A 17,952-nucleotide genomic window follows, 5' to 3' on the forward strand; every position below is an offset into this window, starting at 1 on the left:
GCGATATAAAGCCGCGTTGTCGTTGGTAACCACCCATCAAGCTGTTACCCAATCATATTTCGTAACAAATATTCGGGAGCATAGGTAACGAAACACCTACCCAACCCCGACCAGCAGCACCACACAAAACCGCCAACACATTGATTTAACAGACTTTATAAAAACTGGCACGGCATCTGCTTTATCTCTGGCACAACAACAATAAAAAGCTTGCCCAATAACAAAAACGATATTGCGCCTACCTCAAACAACAAAAACAACAGAGGAAGCCACGTAAGCTGATTTTTTTGGAGAAATTGCGATCGCGGAGTCGATCGACTGTCGAAAACAATAAAAACTGCCTTAAGCAGTCGACCGACAGACAGGACATGCGTCCTCCCTAGCTTCCAAAGCAATCCGTTTATGTTCGTGATCGCCCTTTTGGCATCACCCCGCAGCAATGCGGCGCTGGGTAAAAATAACAACAAATGCCCATAAGAAAAATAATCATAAAGCACACACCTTCATGGCATGGGGAGCTCGTTCTCCCCTGTTGCTTTGACTTAATCCCCCGCTTCATGCACCATCCGGCCTTTATGTGTCGCCGATTCATGGCACCTCCCCTATCGTTCTTCTACTGGCTGGATCAGCGTTTCCATGCTTAAAAAGCTGCTGAAAAAAATCCCTGTGCGCTTTGGTCGTCAAAGCCATCGCCAACACCCGGAGTTCTTCGGCCCACGCCAACATCCGGTGCGTTTACAGCAAATTTCTCGCAATGCCATCACAGTGGTCGAGCGCCTACGTAAGGCTGGCTTCGAGGCTTATCCTGTGGGCGGCTGCGTGCGCGACTTATTGCTCGGCATTGAGCCCAAAGATTTTGACGTTGCCACCAGCGCTACGCCTGAACAAGCACGCGGCGTGTTTCGCAATGCACGCTTGATTGGCCGCCGCTTTAAGCTTGTGCACGTCGTCTTTGGCCGCGACGTGATCGAGGTAGCCACCTTCCGCGCCAGCCATGACGACGAAGACAACAGCGCACGCTCACAAACCGCCGCCAGCGGCCGCCTGCTGCGCGACAACGTGTACGGCAGTCTTGATCAAGACGCCATCCGCCGTGACTTCACCATCAATGCGCTGTACTTCGATATAGAAGGCGAGCGCATTCTGGATCACGCCCGCGGCCTGCACGACATCCATAACCGCCTAGTGCGCCTAATTGGCAACCCCGAACAACGCTACCAAGAAGACCCGGTGCGCATGCTGCGTGCGGTGCGCTTTGCGGCCAAACTAGATTTCGAGATTGAACGCCACACCGCCACACCGATTAAGGCGCTGGCGCGCTTGCTGGACGACATCCCCTCGGCGCGTTTGTTTGATGAAGTCCTCAAGCTGTTTATGGGCGGCTATGCCCTTAAAACCTTTGAGTTAATGCAGAGCTATAACCTGTTTGCGCCACTGTTCCCGCAAACGGCCAAAGCTCTGGCTCATGACGCAACCGCTTTACCGCTGATTCGCCAAGCCTTGGCCAACACCGATGAGCGCATTGCCCAAGGCAAACCGGTGACGCCAGCGTTCTTGTTTGCCGCCTTACTGTGGCCTGCGGTGCGCAAGCGCGATGCAGAGTTACAAGGCAAAGGCGCTCCTGCCCTACAAGCCTTGCAGCAGGCAGCGCAAGAAATCACCCAGCAGCAATGCCAACGCACTGCTATTCCTAAACGTTTTAGCTTCCCGATGCGCGATATTTGGGAGCTGCAAGAACGCCTACCCCGTCGCGCCGGCAAACGCGCTGACACCTTGTTGGAAAACCCACGCTTTCGCGCCAGCTACGACTTTTTATTGCTGCGCGAACACGCGGGAGAGCCCACCGAGCAATTGGGCGCATGGTGGACCGACTATCAAGACGCCAGCGACAGCCAGCGCCGCGAGATGATTCGCGACCTCAGCAACAGCTCCCAAGGTGACGCCAACAAACGTCGCCGTGGCGGCCGTCGTCGCGGGCCGCGCAAGCCTAAAGCGCAAGCGTAATGGCTCGTGTATTCATCGGCCTTGGCAGTAATCTCGCCGAGCCCCGTCAGCAATTACACAACGCATTAAGCGCGCTCACCGCGACTGACGGCATCAGCCAAGTACGCTGCTCACCACTGTATGCCAGCGACCCACTCGGCCCAGCGGATCAACCCCGCTATCTCAATGCTGTAGCCGAGTTAGCGACCACCCTTGCACCTCTTGAATTGCTCGACGTCTTACAACGCATCGAGCTTGAACAAGGGCGCGAGCGCAAAGATCAACGCTGGGGACCGCGCACGCTCGATCTGGATATTTTGCTTTACGATCAGCAGCAGATTGATCATCCACGCCTGCAGGTACCGCACTATCACATGCACGCTCGCGCCTTCGTGTTGTATCCGCTGGCCGATTTGGCACCAGAGCTGATTTTGCCCAACCAGACCCGCTTGCAAACCTTGCTCGCCGCGTGCCCGTTTGCCGGCTTGGAACGCCTAGACTGAATGCGCAGTGTTACCATGCGCACCAATTCGTAACACTCGCCGATTGACTTGCCGGGCAGGCATCAGGACTATAGTCACCCTTTGCCCCGGCCTGCCCGGTTGCCTAGGGAAGAGATATGCCTGAAGTCACCCTGACCACACTGCAAAAACTCAAGCAGAGTGGTGAAAAATTCGCCGTTGTCACCAGTTACGACGCCACCTTCACGGATGCGGCTTGCGAAGCCGGCATTGAAGTGATTTTGGTCGGCGATTCGCTGGGCATGGTGCTGCAAGGTCACGACAGCACCTTACCCGTCAGCGTGGATGACATGACCTACCACACACGCTGCGTTAAACGCGGCAACCGTGGCGCGCTGATCATGACTGATCTGCCTTTTATGGCCTACGCCACCGTAGAACAAGCCCTCGCTAGTTCAGGCCAGCTGATGCAAGCAGGCGCACATATGGTCAAACTCGAAGGGGGGCACTGGCTGTGCGACACGGTCACTCGTCTTACCGAGCGTGGCGTACCGGTGTGCGCGCATTTAGGCCTCACCCCGCAAACGGTCAACGTACTGGGCGGCTATAAAGTGCAAGGCCGACAAGAGCATCAAGCCCGTCAATTGCGCGCTGACGCTATCGCCTTAGAGCAAGCAGGCGCCGCCTGCCTGCTGCTGGAGTGCGTACCCAGCGAGTTAGCCGCAGAAATCACCCAATCGGTAAAAATTCCCGTAATTGGCATTGGCGCCGGTGGCTCTACCGATGCGCAAGTGCTGGTCATGCATGATCTGCTGGGCTTATCCCTATCGGGACGCTCACCCAAGTTTGTAAAAAACTTTTTGCTCGGACAAAACAGCATTACCGACGCTATCGCAGCTTACGTTCGCGCGGTAAAAGACGGCAGCTTCCCCGGCCCTGAACACGGCTTCTCCGCATGATTACCGTTAAAACCCTACGCGAGCTGCGTGCCGCCGTGAACCGCGCGCGCGGTGAAGGCAAGCGCATTGCGTTTGTGCCCACCATGGGCAATTTGCATGCAGGCCATGTGTCACTGGTCGAAACCGCCGGCCAGCGTGCCGAGTTTGTGGTGGCCAGCATCTTCGTCAATCCGCTGCAATTTGGCGCCAACGAAGACCTCGACAGCTATCCGCGCACCTTGCTTGACGATCAGGAAAAACTTCACGAAGCCGGCTGCCACCTGCTGTTTGCTCCCACCGTCGAAGAAATGTACCCCGACGGCATGGCCTTACAGACACAAGTGCAGGTCAGTGGCGTCTCTGAAGGCTTGTGTGGCGCCAGTCGTCCTGGGCATTTCAGTGGCGTAGCCACCGTTGTGACCAAGCTGTTCAACATGGTGCAGCCTGACCTAGCCATCTTTGGCGAGAAAGACTTCCAGCAACTGGCCGTTATCCGCAAGTTAGCCCGCGACTTGAACTTGCCCGTGCAAATTCTTGGCGCACCGACGGTACGCGCGGAAGATGGTTTAGCGCTGTCTTCGCGCAACGGCTATCTAAGCGCTGCAGAGCGCGACATCGCCCCACGCTTGCAGGCCACCCTGCAAGAAATGGGTGAGGCGCTACGCGCCGGCGAGCAAGACTTTGCCCGCTTGATCAAAAACGCCAAAGCGCGCCTGACGCGCAGCGGCTTTAAAGTGGATTACCTCGAAATTCGCCACGCCGAAAGCCTAAAGCCTGCCAACCCCGGCGACCAAGAGCTGATTATTTTAGCCGCCGCCTACCTTGGCAAACCGCGCTTACTGGATAACCTGCCGGTCAACTTGTAAAACAACAACAAAAAGCCCGCACTGTCGGGCTTTTTTGTATGCTTAGCCCTCGTTCGACAGCCTCCGTCCCCTTGCGCATGATTATTCGAGGCGTCTTTATTTTGCTCTGCCGTGTCATGGAGACTTTTGAGCTATGCCCGCAGCACCTTACGCCCTCGAATCACCCGCATGGCAATCCCTCGTTGAAGAACGCCAAGCCTTGGCCAACTTCTCTCTGCGCCAAGCCTTCACTGATGATCTGCAACGCTTTGAGCATTTCTCGTTAAGCGCCTGCGGTTTATTTCTCGATTACTCGAAAAACCTGTTAACCGCTAACACCTTAAGCAAATTGGTCGCACTGGCGGAGGCTTGCCAGCTGCCCGACGCTATCCATGCATTGCTATCAGGCGCGCCACTGAATAACTCCGAAGGTCGCCCCGCCCTGCATACCGCTTTACGTCGCCCCTTAGGCGACAAGCTAATCCTCGACGGCGACGATATCGTGCCGCACGTACATGCGGTGTTGCATCGCATGAGTGAACTGGTCAGTAAAATTCACAACGGCCTATGGCGTGGCTATAGCGAAGCACCGATCACCGACGTGGTGAATATCGGCATTGGCGGCTCTTTTCTCGGCCCGCAATTGGTGTCTGAAGCGCTGCTCCCCTTTGCTCAGCACGGCGTCCGCTGCCACTACCTCGCCAATATCGACGGCAGCGAGTTTCGCGAAGTCAGCAGCCGCTTAAATGCCGCCACCACGTTATTTATCGTTTCGTCCAAGTCCTTTGGCACTTTAGAAACACTGAAGAACGCGCAAGCCGCGCGGGATTGGTATTTCGCCAAAGGTGGCGACGCTAAGCTGCTGCACCGCCACTTTATTGCCGTCTCAAGCAACACCCAGGCGGCGCTTGAGTTTGGTATTGCCGAAGAAAACATCTTCCCCATGTGGGATTGGGTTGGCGGGCGCTATTCGTTGTGGTCGGCCATCGGCTTGCCCATCGCGCTGAGCATCGGCATGTCCAACTTTAAAGAGCTGCTCTCCGGCGCGTATTGCATGGATCAACACTTCGCCAGCGCCCCACTGGCCGAGAACATGCCGGTGATCATGGGCTTGTTAGGTGTTTGGTACATCAACTTCTGGAATGCGCAAAGCCACGCCATCCTGCCTTACGACCACCACCTGCGGAATTTCACCCGCCACCTGCAACAGTTGGACATGGAGTCCAACGGCAAAACCGTTCGCCGTGGCGGCCAGCCTACGGCCAGTAATACCGGCCCCGTGATTTGGGGCGGCGTGGGCTGTAACGGCCAACACGCTTATCACCAGTTATTGCACCAAGGCAGCCCGCTGATTCCGGCCGACTTCATTGTGCCGGTTAGCAGTCATAACCCGCTGGCCGACCATCACCAGTGGCTGTACGCCAACTGCTTGTCACAGAGCCAAGCGTTGATGCGCGGCAAATCGCTCGACGAAGCGCGCGCCGAGCTCGCCGGCCAAGGACTGGATGACGCCAGCATAGAAGCGCTCGCACCGCACAAGGTTATCCCTGGCAACCGCCCGTCCAACACACTGGTGATGGAACGCGTATCACCCCGACGCCTTGGCGCACTGGTGGCGCTGTATGAACACAAGGTGTTTGTGCAAAGCGTCATTTGGGACATCAACCCCTTCGACCAATGGGGCGTTGAGCTGGGTAAAGAGCTCGGCAAGCACGTCTACCAACGCCTCACCGGCAGTGATGACAGTCGTGCTGAAGACGCGTCCACTCAGGGTCTGATCGACTACTTCCGCGGTCGTCATCGCGGTTAAGCCCCAGCCAACGCCCTGCTCACCCCAGGGCGTTTTGCTGTATGGGCACTACGCTCAAGCCAAGACTTTTAACGCCAGCACCCTTCTAACCAAGCAAATGCTTGGTTATGCTCAGACGGCTAATCCCCCCATAACAACAACAGGGAGTGCTCACCATGTTTGCCATCGAACGTCATCCTGTCAGCGACGCCACCCGCGCCCAAGCGCTGCTTAACCACGAGCAGTACCACGCGCTGTATCAACGCTCGATTCAGGATCCAGATAGCTTCTGGCGCGAGCAAGCCGCCACGCTGGACTGGTTAGCGCCTTGGCATACGCTCAGCGAAAGTGATTTTCATCAAGGCCAAGCGGCATGGTTTATTGGTGGCAAGCTCAACGTTACTCACAACTGCATTGATCGCCACCTCGCCACGCGTGCCGATCAAGTCGCCATCATCTGGGAAGGCGATGACCCACACGAATCAGCGCACATCACCTATCGCCAACTGCACCAAAAAGTCTGCCGCTTAGCCAATGCGCTCAAAGCGCGGGGCGTAGGCAAAGGTGATCGCGTGTGTATCTATATGCCGATGATCCCCGAGGCCAGCTACGCCATGCTCGCCTGCGCACGCATCGGCGCGATTCACTCGGTGGTGTTTGGTGGTTTCTCACCCGATGCGCTGCGCGACCGGATTCTCGATAGCGATTGCACCTGCGTGATCACCGCCGATGAAGGCCTACGCGGCGCCAAGCGCATCCCGCTAAAAAACAATGTCGACCAAGCACTCACCGCCTGCCCCAATGTGCACACCACAGTGGTGGTGCAGCGCACCGAAGGTGAGATCAACTGGCAAGACGGGCGCGACATTTGGTACCACGAAGCGGTACGCGCCATGCCGCTCGACTGCCCTGCCGAACCGATGGACAGCGAAGACCCGCTGTTTATCCTCTACACCTCAGGCTCGACCGGCAAACCCAAAGGCGTGCTACACACCACCGCAGGCTATCTCCTGGGGGCCAGTCTCAGCTTTAAATACGTGTTTGATTACAAAGACGGTGAAGTCTATTGGTGCACCGCCGACGTCGGCTGGATCACCGGCCACAGCTATATCGTCTACGGCCCATTGGCCAATGGTGCCACCAGCTTGATGTTTGAGGGCGTGCCCAACTACCCCGACACTTCGCGGTTTTGGCAGGTCATCGATAAGCATCAGGTCAACATCTTTTACACCGCACCCACGGCTATCCGCGCCTTAATGCGCGACGGTGAAGGCCCCGTCAAACGAACTCAACGTACTAGCCTGCGTTTGTTAGGCTCGGTGGGCGAACCGATCAATCCAGAAGCATGGGAGTGGTACTACCACGTGGTCGGCGATAGCCGTTGCCCGATTGTCGATACCTGGTGGCAGACCGAAACTGGCAGCATCATGATCACCCCGCTAGCGGGCGTCACCGAACTCAAACCCGGTTCCGCTACCCGCCCCTTCTTTGGCGTGCAGCCGGTGTTATTGGATGACCAAGGGCAAGAGATCGAAGGCGCAGGCGCAGGTGTACTGGCGATTAAAGCCAGTTGGCCGAGCCAAATCCGCAGCGTGTACGGTGATCATCAACGCTTGATCGACACGTACTTCAGCGCCTATCCCGGCTACTACTTTACCGGCGACGGCGCGCGCCGCGATGAGGACGGCGACTTTTGGATCACCGGCCGTGTCGATGATGTGCTGAATGTCTCAGGCCATCGCATCGGCACCGCCGAGGTCGAGAGCGCGTTGGTGCTGCACGATGCCATCGCCGAGGCCGCCGTGGTCGGTTATCCACACGATGTCAAAGGCCAAGGCATCTACGCCTACATCACGCCCATGGCCGGTGTCAGCGCCAGTGCCGAACTAGAAGACGAGCTACGTCAGTTTGTCAGCAAAGAAATCGGTAGTTTCGCTAAACCCGACTTACTGCAGTGGGCGCCCGCGTTGCCGAAAACTCGCTCCGGCAAAATCATGCGCCGCATCCTGCGCAAAATTGCCTGCAATGAGCTGGATAACCTAGGTGACACCTCAACGCTCGCCGATGAAGGCGTGGTGAACAGCCTGATTGAGCAGCGCCACAACCGCTAACACCTCACAGACTGGCCGGTCGCTGTCTGGGCCCTTATCCTTAGGGCCCTTTTCTTTGGTCTTTAGAGAACACCCATCATGCAAGAGGTCGTCATCGTCGCCGCCTGCCGCACCGCCGTCGGCAGTTTTCAGGGCAGCTTGTCCGCCATTCCCGCCCATGAGCTGGGTGCCGTGGTGATCCGCAAATTACTCGCAGACACCGGCGTTGCCGCCGAGAGCATTGATGAAGTGTTGCTGGGCCAAGTGCTCACCGCTGGCAGCGGCCAAAACCCCGCGCGCCAAGCGGTGATTGCCGCCGGCTTGCCGCACACGGTGCCCGCCATGACCATCAACAAAGTCTGCGGCTCGGGCCTTAAAGCCCTGCATCTGGGCGCACAAGCCATTCGTTGCGGCGATGCCGAGATCATCATTGCCGGCGGCCAAGAAAACATGAGCCTGTCGCCCTACGTGCTGCCCAAAGCCCGCACCGGTTTGCGCATGGGCCATGCGGAGCTCACCGACAGCATGATTAAAGATGGCTTGTGGGATGCGTTTAACGATTACCACATGGGCATCACCGCAGAAAATCTGGTGGCCAAGTACGCCATTAGCCGCGAGGCGCAAGACGCTTTCGCCGCTGCCTCACAGCAAAAAGCCGAAGCTGCGCAGCAAGCCGGCCGCTTTGCTGATGAAATTGCCGCGGTGAGCATTCCGCAGCGCAAAGGCGAGCCCGTGCTGTTTAATCAAGACGAGCAAATCCGCCCCGGCACCACGGCCGACAGTCTAGCCAAGCTGCGCCCTGCGTTTAAAAAGGACGGCAGCGTCACCGCCGGCAACGCCTCTACCCTCAACGACGGCGCCGCGGCCGTGTTGCTGATGAGCGCCAGCAAAGCCGCCGAACTCGGCCTGCCGGTACTGGCCAAGATTGCTAGCTACGCCAACGCCGGCGTCGACCCGGCCATCATGGGTATTGGCCCCGTGTGTGCCAGCCAGCGCGCACTGGCCAAGGCCGGTTGGAGCATTGATGACCTCGATCTGATCGAAGCCAACGAAGCCTTTGCCGCGCAAGCTATCAGCGTTAACCAAGAAATGGGCTGGGATACCAACAAGGTCAACGTTAATGGCGGCGCCATCGCCATCGGCCACCCCATCGGTGCCAGCGGTTGCCGTATCTTGGTGACGTTGCTGCACGAAATGCAGCGCCGCGACGCGAAAAAAGCCCTCGCCACCTTGTGTATCGGTGGCGGCCAAGGCGTCGCGTTAACCTTGGCGCGCTAAACTGATAGGCCAAGCGCCTCTTGGTAGCCTAAACACGGCGGCTAAACTCAGGGTTAGCCGCCGTTGTTCTATCTGTTCTATCGGTTCTATCTGCCCTGCCATGACTTAAGGATGATGCATGCGTAATCCACTGCTGTTGGCCGGACTGCTGACGTTATTCGGTCTGTTGTTGAGCGCATTTTCCAGCGCGGCCCTCGTCGCCACGCCGGTATTGGCTCTGCTGGGCTATGTGCTGGGCCGACAGTTTCAGCAGGAACACGCGCTGCAGGAGCTACGCGAGCAAATCCACACCCTAACAAGCGCGTCTTCTGCCACGCCTACCTCGTCTACCACTGAGCGCCCGGCGCCAGCGGCCGCTGCTCCGCAAGCCCCCGAAGATAACCTCGACTGGAGCCTACCGGAGGAGTTAAGCGCCCAAGCCGCCCCCCAGACAAGCACCCAGCCCGCGCCCCGCCCTCGCGCCACAGCCCCGAACGCTCAACCAGCCCCAGCAGCGCGCACCAGCACAGACGAATCTAGCGACTGGATTGAACGCGGTTTACTCGTCGCTTGGCAGTGGCTTATCGGCGGCAACCCGGCGGTTAAAGTCGGTCTGGTGGTGTTGTTTTTCGGCGTTGGCTTTTTACTGCGCTATGCCAGCGAACATGTGCAGCTGTCCATCACTGGGCGCTTAAGCGGCGTTGCCGCCGCAGGCCTCGCCTTGCTGGGTTTGGGCTGGTATTTGCGTCAGCAACAACGCCTGTACGCCCTGCTTTTACAAGGCGGCGCACTGGGCTTGCTGTACATGACAGTCTTTGCCGCTTTTCGTCTTTACCCGATCTTAGAGGCCAGCAGCGCCTTCATCTTGCTCACCTTACTGGCAGCACTCAGCGCGGCATTAGCCCTGCGCCAAGATGCGCGTGGCTTGGCCAGTTTCGCCCTCGCGGGTGGTTTTTTAGCGCCAATTCTGGCCAGCACCGGTCAAGGCAGTCACGTGCACTTGTTCGCCTACTACGCGCTGCTCAATCTGGCGCTGGCATTTATTGCGTGGCACAAACACTGGCGCGAACTCAACCTGCTCGGCTTTGCCTTCACCTTTGTTATCGGCGTGCTGTGGGGGGTTAACCAATATCAACCGGCGTTGCTGGCCAGCACCGAGCCCTTCTTGCTGCTGTTCTTTGCCTTGTACCTGATGATCAGCGTGCGCTTTCCGCTGCAAAGCCAGCACAAGCCTTGGCTCGACAACAGCTTGTTATTTGGCACACCACTGGCCTTCACCGGCCTGCAATACCTCTTGCTGTGGGATCAACAAAGCTGGCTGGCCGTCAGCTGTTTGCTCAGCGGCCTGCTCTACGCAGGCTTGTTTGTACTCCTACGCCAACGCGCCCCGACACTGCTCAAAGAAGCATTGTTAGGAATTGCCTTGGTGTTGCTCAGCATGAGCATTCCGCTGGCCTTGCCCGGCGACTGGACCGCCATCAGCTGGGCCCTAGAAGGCGCCTTGCTGCTGCGCTTTGCCCTTTTGCAGCAAAGACACTGGTCGATTGTGATGAGTTTGCTGCTGCAACTGGGCGCGTGGCTGAGCCTAGCGGAGATGCCCTCACAGGCCGCTGACTGGGGTAATAGCCAGTTTTATTGCGCGCTAATTCTGAGCGCAGCCTTGATCTGCTGCGCGCTGTGGTTGCAGCGCCACGCGCACGGCTTACAACTGGGCCGACTGGCATGGCGTCAACTGCAGCCGATCTTGCTGGCACTGGGGCTGGCGGCTTGGCTGGCAAGCTGGGCATGGCACATCGAAGCCCTGTATCACGACCTTGTTCGCTGGCAACTCATGCTGTGCGTGATCATCGCCAGCGTGTTGTTGGCGCGTGGCGCAGAATGGCTGCTGCGCTGGCCAATGCTCGGTCATACACACAACGCGGCCAGCGTACTGCTAGCCCTGTTGGTCGTCGGCTACAGCGCTCAGGCGTCGTTACTGGGCGGATATGGCTTTTTGCTGTGGGCCAGCGCCGCTGTGCTGCACAGTGTCGTGGTGTTCTCACAGACACCCCAAGCCGAGCTCAGCAGCCGCACACTGGCGCTCCGGCATACTCTTAACGGCGTCTGGCTGATGCTATTGCTCGCGCTGTGTGTTGATCAGCGCATGGAGCTACTTAACCTTGCGCTAAGCGAGCGGCTCGGCATCCAGCTCATCCTGTTCAGCGCCTTGAGCATGGCACTGCCTCGCGCAACGTGGGCAGCCGGCCAACCCGCTTATCAACGGCAGCTACCCAGCATCAGTGCACTCATCAGCATCATCCTGTGGTTACTGCTATGCCCGAGTGACCCGCAGGGCATGCATATCAGCCTCACCCCGCTGCTTAACTTGCTCGATATCAGCCAGTTGGTTGCGCTGGGTGTGTTGTGGCATCTGGCACGCAGTCGATTCGGCCAAGACGCCAACCGCCTGGCATTGCTCGCAGGCTTTGTGCTGCTCAATCTCAGCGCCGTACGCAGCGCCGCACTGATTTGGGATCTGCCGTGGCAGATTGGCGCGCTATGGGCCAGCGACTCATTGCAAACCTTGTTAGCGATTCTGTGGACACTGTGCGGCGCGGCCAGCATGAGCCTGTCACGCTGGCGCACCTCACGCGTCTATTGGTTTGCCGGCGCAGCCTTATTGGGGGCTGCCGTGCTTAAATTATTTGCGGTCGATCTAGGCCAAAGCGGCACGCTAGCACGCATCATTAGTTTTATCGCCGTCGGCGCATTGTTGCTAGTGATCGGCTACATTGCACCCCTGCCACCGGCAGATGACGCAAGCAATACAAGGCACAAGGAAGCAGCATGAAGACCACCGCCTTAACCCCACGCTGGATTCGCTGGCCGCTGTATGGCCTCGCCTTTTGGTGTTTACTCGGTTTCTTAGTGATTCCAGCGGCCGTATTGCACCTTGGCAAAGCCCAACTGGCTCAGTGGGTTAAGGTGCCCAGCAGTCTAGAGCGCGTGGGCTTTAACCCCTTCACCCTTGAGCTGGAAATCAAAGAGCTGTGGCTTGGCCCTAAGCAAGACCCGCTCACCGGCTTTAGCCAATTAAAGGTCGATGTCAGCTGGAGCAGCCTGTGGGCCGGGGCGCTGGCCTTGGATAACGTGCAGCTGCGCGGGATTCGCCATCACGCCGAGTTCGACCAACAAGGCCATTTCAACCTGCTGCAAGCGCTGAATCTACCGGCCAGCAGTGATGAGGCAAGCAGCGAACCGTTCCCGCTGCGCATTAAGCATTTGCACCTGCAGGGCGAACGCGTCAGTTACCGCGATCAGCGCCCACAGCCTGAGGTGGCCTTCAATCTGACACCGCTGAATATCGAGCTGCACAACCTCAGCACCCTCCCCGACGAACAAGCCGAGCTGCAACTCAACGGCACGGGGCCAAATGGCGCCACCCTTGCTTGGCAGGGGCAAATCAGCATCCTGCCGCTGCAAAGTCGCGGCCGCCTGAGCCTGAGCAATATTCCTTTGCCTGTGTGGTGGCCTTATGCACAAGGCAATTTGGCTTTAGCCTTAAGCGCCGGCACCCTCGACATTGCCGCCGACTACACGGTGGATTTACAGCACACCCTCGCGCTGAGCCTGAGCAATCTTGATGGCCAACTCAGCAAACTAGCGGTCAACATCCCTAAACAGGCCGACACCCACGCTCAACTGGCCAGCCTCAGCATTAAAGGGGCAGCGTTTGACCTGCAACAGCGTCGCGTTAATCTCGGCCAGATCAACAGCCAAGGGCTCAGCATCAACGCCAAGCGCTTCAAAGACGGCCGTCTTGACTGGCAAAGCTTAATCACACAAGACAGCGGCGCCACTGATGCAGCCGACGCGCAAACGACCAGCGAGCCGTGGCAGATCAGCCTGCAACAGCTGACCTTGAGCGATTACCGCTTGGCGCTGCGTGATGAAGTCCCCAACGAAGCAGTGCAACATAGCGTCGGCCCGCTGCAATTAACCCTGAAGGATTACCACAGCAGCAAACCCGCGCCCCTACCCATTACCTTGAGCACAGGGCTTGGCAAACAAGGTCAACTCAGCGTTAACGGCAGCCTGCAGCCCATGCCGTTACAGGTTGAGCTCAGCGCACAAGCCGAGCGCTTGGATTTGCGCCAGCTGCAACACTACCTTGAACCCTTTGTACGCGTGGAGCTGCGCAGCGGTTGGCTAGGTGGCGACTTCAAAGTCAGCGCCAAACAAGAGCAGGCACTCGCGCTAAACGCCACCGGACGCTTAACGATTGAGCAATTGCACACCCTTGACGCCCTTAAAGGTCGCGACTTAGTGCGCTGGCAAGCGGTCGATGTTAACGGTATCGACTTTGCGCTTAACCAGCACCTCAACATCGCCGAAGTGGTGCTGCGTAAGCCCTTCGCACGTTTTATCGTCAATGAAGATCGCAGCACCAATGTGAGTCAGTTGCTGGTGCCGCAAGCGGCCACCAAGCCTGCACCAGAAAACCCCAACCCCTTGGCTATCAACCTGCAGAGCATCCGCGTAGAAGACGGCAGCGCCAACTTTGCCGACTTCTCCTTAACCCCTGAGTTTGACGCTGGCATTGAGCAACTTAATGGCCAAATCAGTGGCATTAACAGCACCAACCCAGCCCCCGCCAAGATCGACATCAAAGGCAAGGTCGACCGTTATGCCCCGGTAGTGGTCCGCGGCAACCTGACTCCGTTCGACCCCCTCAATAAGCTGGATATGCTGCTGAGCTTTAACAAAGTCGAACTCACCACGCTCACCCCCTACTCCGGCAAATTTGCCGGCTACAGCATTCGCAAAGGGCGCATGAGTTTGGACTTGGGCTACAAAATTGAGAATGGCCGCCTGCAAGCCAGCAACAAAATCTTGCTAGAGAAACTGCAACTCGGCGAACAGGTTGATAGCCCCGACGCCGTCAAACTACCGGTTCGCCTAGGCTTAGCCTTGATGACCGATACCGACGGCAATATCGATTTGGATATTCCGCTGACCGGCGATTTAAATGATCCCGAGTTTCGCGTGGCGCCTTTGGTGTTTAAAGCCATCGGCAACTTGATCGCCAAAGCGGCCGCCAGCCCATTCAAGCTGCTTGGCGGATTAATCCCAGGCGAAGACGTCAACCTAGGCGAAGTCAGCTTTAGCGCAGGCTCGGCCGAGCTGAATGCCAGCGCGCAGAAAAGTCTCAGCCAGTTAGCCGAAGCCCTGCAACAAAAACCCGTGCTGCGATTGGAAATCGAAGGTGTAGCCGCACGCGATCCCGATAGCCTTCCAGAGGCGCAAAAACGCCTAGAGCGCGAACTAAAACGCGGTTATTACCGCATCCTGCAGCGCCGTGGCGAAGACGTGCCCGACAGTCGGCTGGCGGTCACCGTGCCGGACGACTTCCGCCCCGCGCTGCTCAGCAGTATCTATCGCGAACGCATTGGCCATCCGCCAGCTGACTGGGCTCAACAGGATCAAGCCGCACAAGCGCAACAGGCAGAACAAGCCTTAATTGCTTTTTGGCAAAACAGCGAAGTGTTACTGCGCAAACTTGCACAAGCCCGCAGCAGCGCGATCAAAGATTTTCTCGTCGAAAAACAGCAGCTCGCCCCAGAGCGCCTGTTTCTGCTCGACGCCCGCGTGGTCGCGGCAGGCGAAAACAACAGCGTCACGTCTCCCCTGCATCTGGAGGTGCAATGAAACGCTTTAGCTTACTGATCAGCCTAACCCTTGCTGCCTTGGCCTTTAGCCAAAGTGCCCACGCCATGCGCTGCGGCAGCAAGCTAGTGAATGAAGGCGATTTAGCCTTTGAAGTGCTGGAGCGCTGCGGCGAACCGCGTCAACGCGACATCGTCGGTTACACCTTAACCTACGACCAACGCCGCGAATTTAAAATTGAAGAATGGGTCTACGGCCCACGCAGCGGCGTGTATTACATCCTCACCTTCGAAGGCACGCGCCTTAGCCGCATCGAATCACGCCGCAAACAATAAGGATTGTCATGAGCGACACCGCCAAACCCCTTGCGGGGATCAAGGTGATTGAACTGGGCAGTTTAATCGCCGGCCCCTTTGCGACCCGTATCCTCGGCGAATTTGGCGCCGAAGTGATCAAGGTCGAGTCACCCGACGGCGGGGACCCGCTGCGTAAATGGCGCAAGCTCTATGAAGGCACCTCACTGTGGTGGTTTGTACAGGCACGCAACAAACAATCGCTGACGCTTAACCTGAAACACCCTGACGGTAAACGCATTTTGCGTGAGCTGTTGGCCGATGCAGATTTGCTGGTAGAGAACTTTCGCCCCGGCGTGCTGGAAAAGCTCGGCTTTGGCTGGGACGCGTTACACGCGCTCAACCCTAAGCTCGTCATGCTACGCATGAGCGGTTTCGGCCAAACCGGCCCCATGAAAGATCAGCCAGGCTTTGGCGCGGTGGGCGAATCCTTGGGTGGGCTGCGCTACATCACCGGCTTCGATGATCGCCCGCCGGTGCGCACCGGCATTTCCATCGGCGACTCAATCGCCGCACTGTGGGGCGTTTGTGGGGCGTTGATGGCGCTGCGTCACCGCGAAGTTAACGCAGGCGTCGGCCAGGTGGTCGACGTGGCCTTGTATGAAGCGGTGTTTGGTATGATGGAGTCCATGGTGCCGGAGTTCGACGTGTTCGGCTTTATTCGCGAACGCACCGGCAACATCATGCCCGGCATTACGCCCTCCTCGGTGCACACCAGCGCCGACGGTAAGCACGTACAAATCAGCGCCAATGGCGATGCCATCTTTCAACGCTTTGCCCGTGCCATGGGCCGCGATGACCTCGCCAACGATCCCAGCTTGGCCGATAACGCCGGCCGCGACGCACGGCGCGCCGAGTTATATGGCCTGATTGATGACTGGGTCGCGCGTAATAGCCAAGCCGATGTCTTGGCCACACTCGAAGCCGCCGAAGTCCCCGCCAGCGCGATTTACAGCATCGAAGACATGATCAAAGACCCGCAGTTCTTGGCCCGTAACATGTTTATTGACGGCCAACTACCGGACGGCAAAAGCTTCAAAATGCCCGGCATCATCCCCAAACTCTCGGCCACACCCGGCAGTAGCGAGCATGTGGGGCCGGCTCTAGGCGCAGACAATCAATCGATTTTGCAAAAGCTCGGCTACAGCACCGAACAAATTGCTCAGCTAAAAACAGACGGCGCCATTTGACCACCGGCTCCAAGCGCTCGCGAAAAACTAACAGGCACAAAAAAGCCCCGACACGTCGGGGCTTTTTTCAAAGCTTAAGACCGTAAAAAATTACAGTACTTTAACCTTGTCAGCTTGCATGCCTTTCTGGCCTTGCACAGCTACGAAAGATACAGCTTGACCTTCAGCCAGGCTCTTGAAGCCATCGCTTTCGATCGAACGGAAGTGTACGAACAGGTCAGGACCGTTTTCAGGAGTAATGAAACCGTAACCTTTCTCGTCGTTGAACCACTTAACAGTACCTTTTTGAACTTCAGACATTTTAATCTCCTAAGAAAATATAAAACTGCCAGATGGCAGAGGGTTAAGCTGCGCTTGTAAACCGCGCCGAGGAGATGAAAGAACTGAATCAGTACATCAAGTTGGAACGAAGCGACACTTGCATAGCAGCTGGCCGATTATACACATACATCGAAAAAGAAATAGACCCTCTCATCACTTCAAATATTTCCGGGGGCTTCAGGCAGCTTGATCGTCTGGCGCAAGCTCGGTCGCAAGGCTTTGCCAGCCACCAACTTGTCCACCACTTTGGCGACGGCAACAAAACCAAACGTGGCCGTCACCATCGTCACCGCACCAAAGCCGCCGGCGCAGTCCAAGCGCACACCTTCACCAACAAAGGTTTTCTGCTGGCAGACCGACCCATCCGGCTTGGGGTAGCGCAGCTGCTCACTGGAGAACACGCACGGCACCCCCCAATTACGCGCCGTGTTGCGTGAGTACTGATGATCGCGCCGCAGCAAGGAGCGCACTTTAGCGGCTAGCGGGTCATTAAACGTCTTGTTCAGATCAGCCACTTGGATTTGCGTCGGATCAACCTGCCCGCCGGCGCCGCCGGTCGTGATCACGGGAATCTTGCGCCGCTTGCACCAGTTAATCAGCGCCACCTTAGACTGCACGCTGTCGATGCAATCAATCACAAAATCCAAGTCATCGTGCAGATGTTGAGCCAAGCTATCGCGCGTGACAAAGTCCGCCACCGCGTGCACCACGCAGGCTGGGTTAATCGCCTGAATGCGCGCTGCCATGGCATCGACCTTCATCTCACCGACCGTGCCGGCCAGCGTATGTATCTGCCGATTGGTATTGGTGACACAAATATCGTCCAGATCAAACACACTGATCACGCCAACCCCGGAGCGCGCTAACGCCTCTGCCGCCCAGCTACCGACACCGCCAATGCCCACCACAGCCACATGGCTGGCCTGCAAGCGTGCTAACCCTTCTTGGCCATATAAGCGGGCTATGCCGCCGAACCGCGGATCATCTTGCGTCATACCACCTCCACGACTCTGCGCCGTACCAGACTTGGCCGCGCATTATAGGCAATCTGTTAGTATTCGCCCCGCCCAACCCGTCGT

General features: G+C 57.6%; 13 protein-coding genes. 11 read left to right on the forward strand and 2 right to left on the reverse strand.

All coding sequences use genetic code 11. From position 1 onward, the window contains the following. Positions 1 to 636 precede the first annotated feature (636 nt). From pcnB to MKI83_RS06135, 11 genes are all read left to right on the forward strand, one after another. Complete coding sequence (gene pcnB / locus MKI83_RS06085) at positions 637 to 2,004, forward strand: polynucleotide adenylyltransferase PcnB (protein ID WP_241584034.1); 1,368 nt, start codon at positions 637 to 639, stop codon at positions 2,002 to 2,004. Continuing rightward, entirely contained in the window at positions 2,004 to 2,486 is a 483-nt protein-coding gene (gene folK / locus MKI83_RS06090) for a 2-amino-4-hydroxy-6-hydroxymethyldihydropteridine diphosphokinase (RefSeq protein ID WP_241584035.1), read from the forward strand. Before pcnB ends, folK begins: the two co-directional genes overlap by 1 nt. 116 nt (positions 2,487 to 2,602) lie before the next feature. Further along, entirely contained in the window at positions 2,603 to 3,403 is an 801-nt protein-coding gene (gene panB / locus MKI83_RS06095; RefSeq protein ID WP_241584036.1) for a 3-methyl-2-oxobutanoate hydroxymethyltransferase, read from the forward strand. Continuing rightward, the gene (gene panC / locus MKI83_RS06100; protein ID WP_241584037.1) at positions 3,400 to 4,248 is read left to right on the forward strand and encodes a pantoate--beta-alanine ligase; all 849 of its coding nucleotides are present in this window, start codon (positions 3,400 to 3,402) and stop codon (positions 4,246 to 4,248) included. Before panB ends, panC begins: the two co-directional genes overlap by 4 nt. 133 nt (positions 4,249 to 4,381) lie before the next feature. Next, positions 4,382 to 6,037: a glucose-6-phosphate isomerase gene (gene pgi, locus MKI83_RS06105; protein WP_241584038.1), complete on the forward strand. Its 1,656-nt coding sequence runs from the start codon at positions 4,382 to 4,384 to the stop codon at positions 6,035 to 6,037. Positions 6,038 to 6,192: 155 nt separating this feature from the next. Then, a complete protein-coding gene (acs, locus tag MKI83_RS06110) occupies positions 6,193 to 8,127 on the forward strand; it encodes an acetate--CoA ligase (protein WP_241584040.1) in 1,935 nt (644 codons plus the stop codon). A 78-nt stretch (positions 8,128 to 8,205) separates the two neighbouring features. Then, entirely contained in the window at positions 8,206 to 9,384 is a 1,179-nt protein-coding gene (locus MKI83_RS06115; RefSeq protein WP_241584042.1) for an acetyl-CoA C-acetyltransferase, read from the forward strand. A gap of 118 nt (positions 9,385 to 9,502) precedes the next feature. Beyond that, entirely contained in the window at positions 9,503 to 12,193 is a 2,691-nt protein-coding gene (locus MKI83_RS06120; RefSeq protein WP_241584043.1) for a DUF2339 domain-containing protein, read from the forward strand. Further along, complete coding sequence (locus MKI83_RS06125; RefSeq protein ID WP_241584044.1) at positions 12,190 to 15,051, forward strand: DUF748 domain-containing protein; 2,862 nt, start codon at positions 12,190 to 12,192, stop codon at positions 15,049 to 15,051. Before MKI83_RS06120 ends, MKI83_RS06125 begins: the two co-directional genes overlap by 4 nt. Continuing rightward, positions 15,048 to 15,344, forward strand: a complete 297-nt coding sequence (locus tag MKI83_RS06130) for a DUF2845 domain-containing protein (protein ID WP_241584045.1) — start codon at positions 15,048 to 15,050, stop codon at positions 15,342 to 15,344. Before MKI83_RS06125 ends, MKI83_RS06130 begins: the two co-directional genes overlap by 4 nt. Positions 15,345 to 15,352: 8 nt before the next feature. Next, the gene (locus tag MKI83_RS06135; RefSeq protein WP_241584046.1) at positions 15,353 to 16,552 is read left to right on the forward strand and encodes a CaiB/BaiF CoA transferase family protein; all 1,200 of its coding nucleotides are present in this window, start codon (positions 15,353 to 15,355) and stop codon (positions 16,550 to 16,552) included. Positions 16,553 to 16,642: 90 nt separating this feature from the next. On the opposite strand, the gene MKI83_RS06140 is transcribed toward MKI83_RS06135, so the two are convergent. Together MKI83_RS06140 and tcdA are read right to left on the reverse strand one after the other, a co-directional pair. Then, positions 16,643 to 16,852 carry a cold-shock protein gene (locus tag MKI83_RS06140; RefSeq protein WP_241584047.1) on the reverse strand — a complete coding sequence of 70 codons (210 nt, stop codon included), beginning with the start codon at positions 16,850 to 16,852 and terminating at the stop codon, positions 16,643 to 16,645. A gap of 179 nt (positions 16,853 to 17,031) precedes the next feature. Then, positions 17,032 to 17,868 carry a tRNA cyclic N6-threonylcarbamoyladenosine(37) synthase TcdA gene (gene tcdA, locus MKI83_RS06145; RefSeq protein WP_241584048.1) on the reverse strand — a complete coding sequence of 279 codons (837 nt, stop codon included), beginning with the start codon at positions 17,866 to 17,868 and terminating at the stop codon, positions 17,032 to 17,034. Positions 17,869 to 17,952: the final 84 nt, after the last annotated feature.

Source organism: Atopomonas sediminilitoris (assembly GCF_022601735.1).
In the GTDB taxonomy this organism is placed as follows: domain Bacteria; phylum Pseudomonadota; class Gammaproteobacteria; order Pseudomonadales; family Pseudomonadaceae; genus Atopomonas; species Atopomonas sediminilitoris.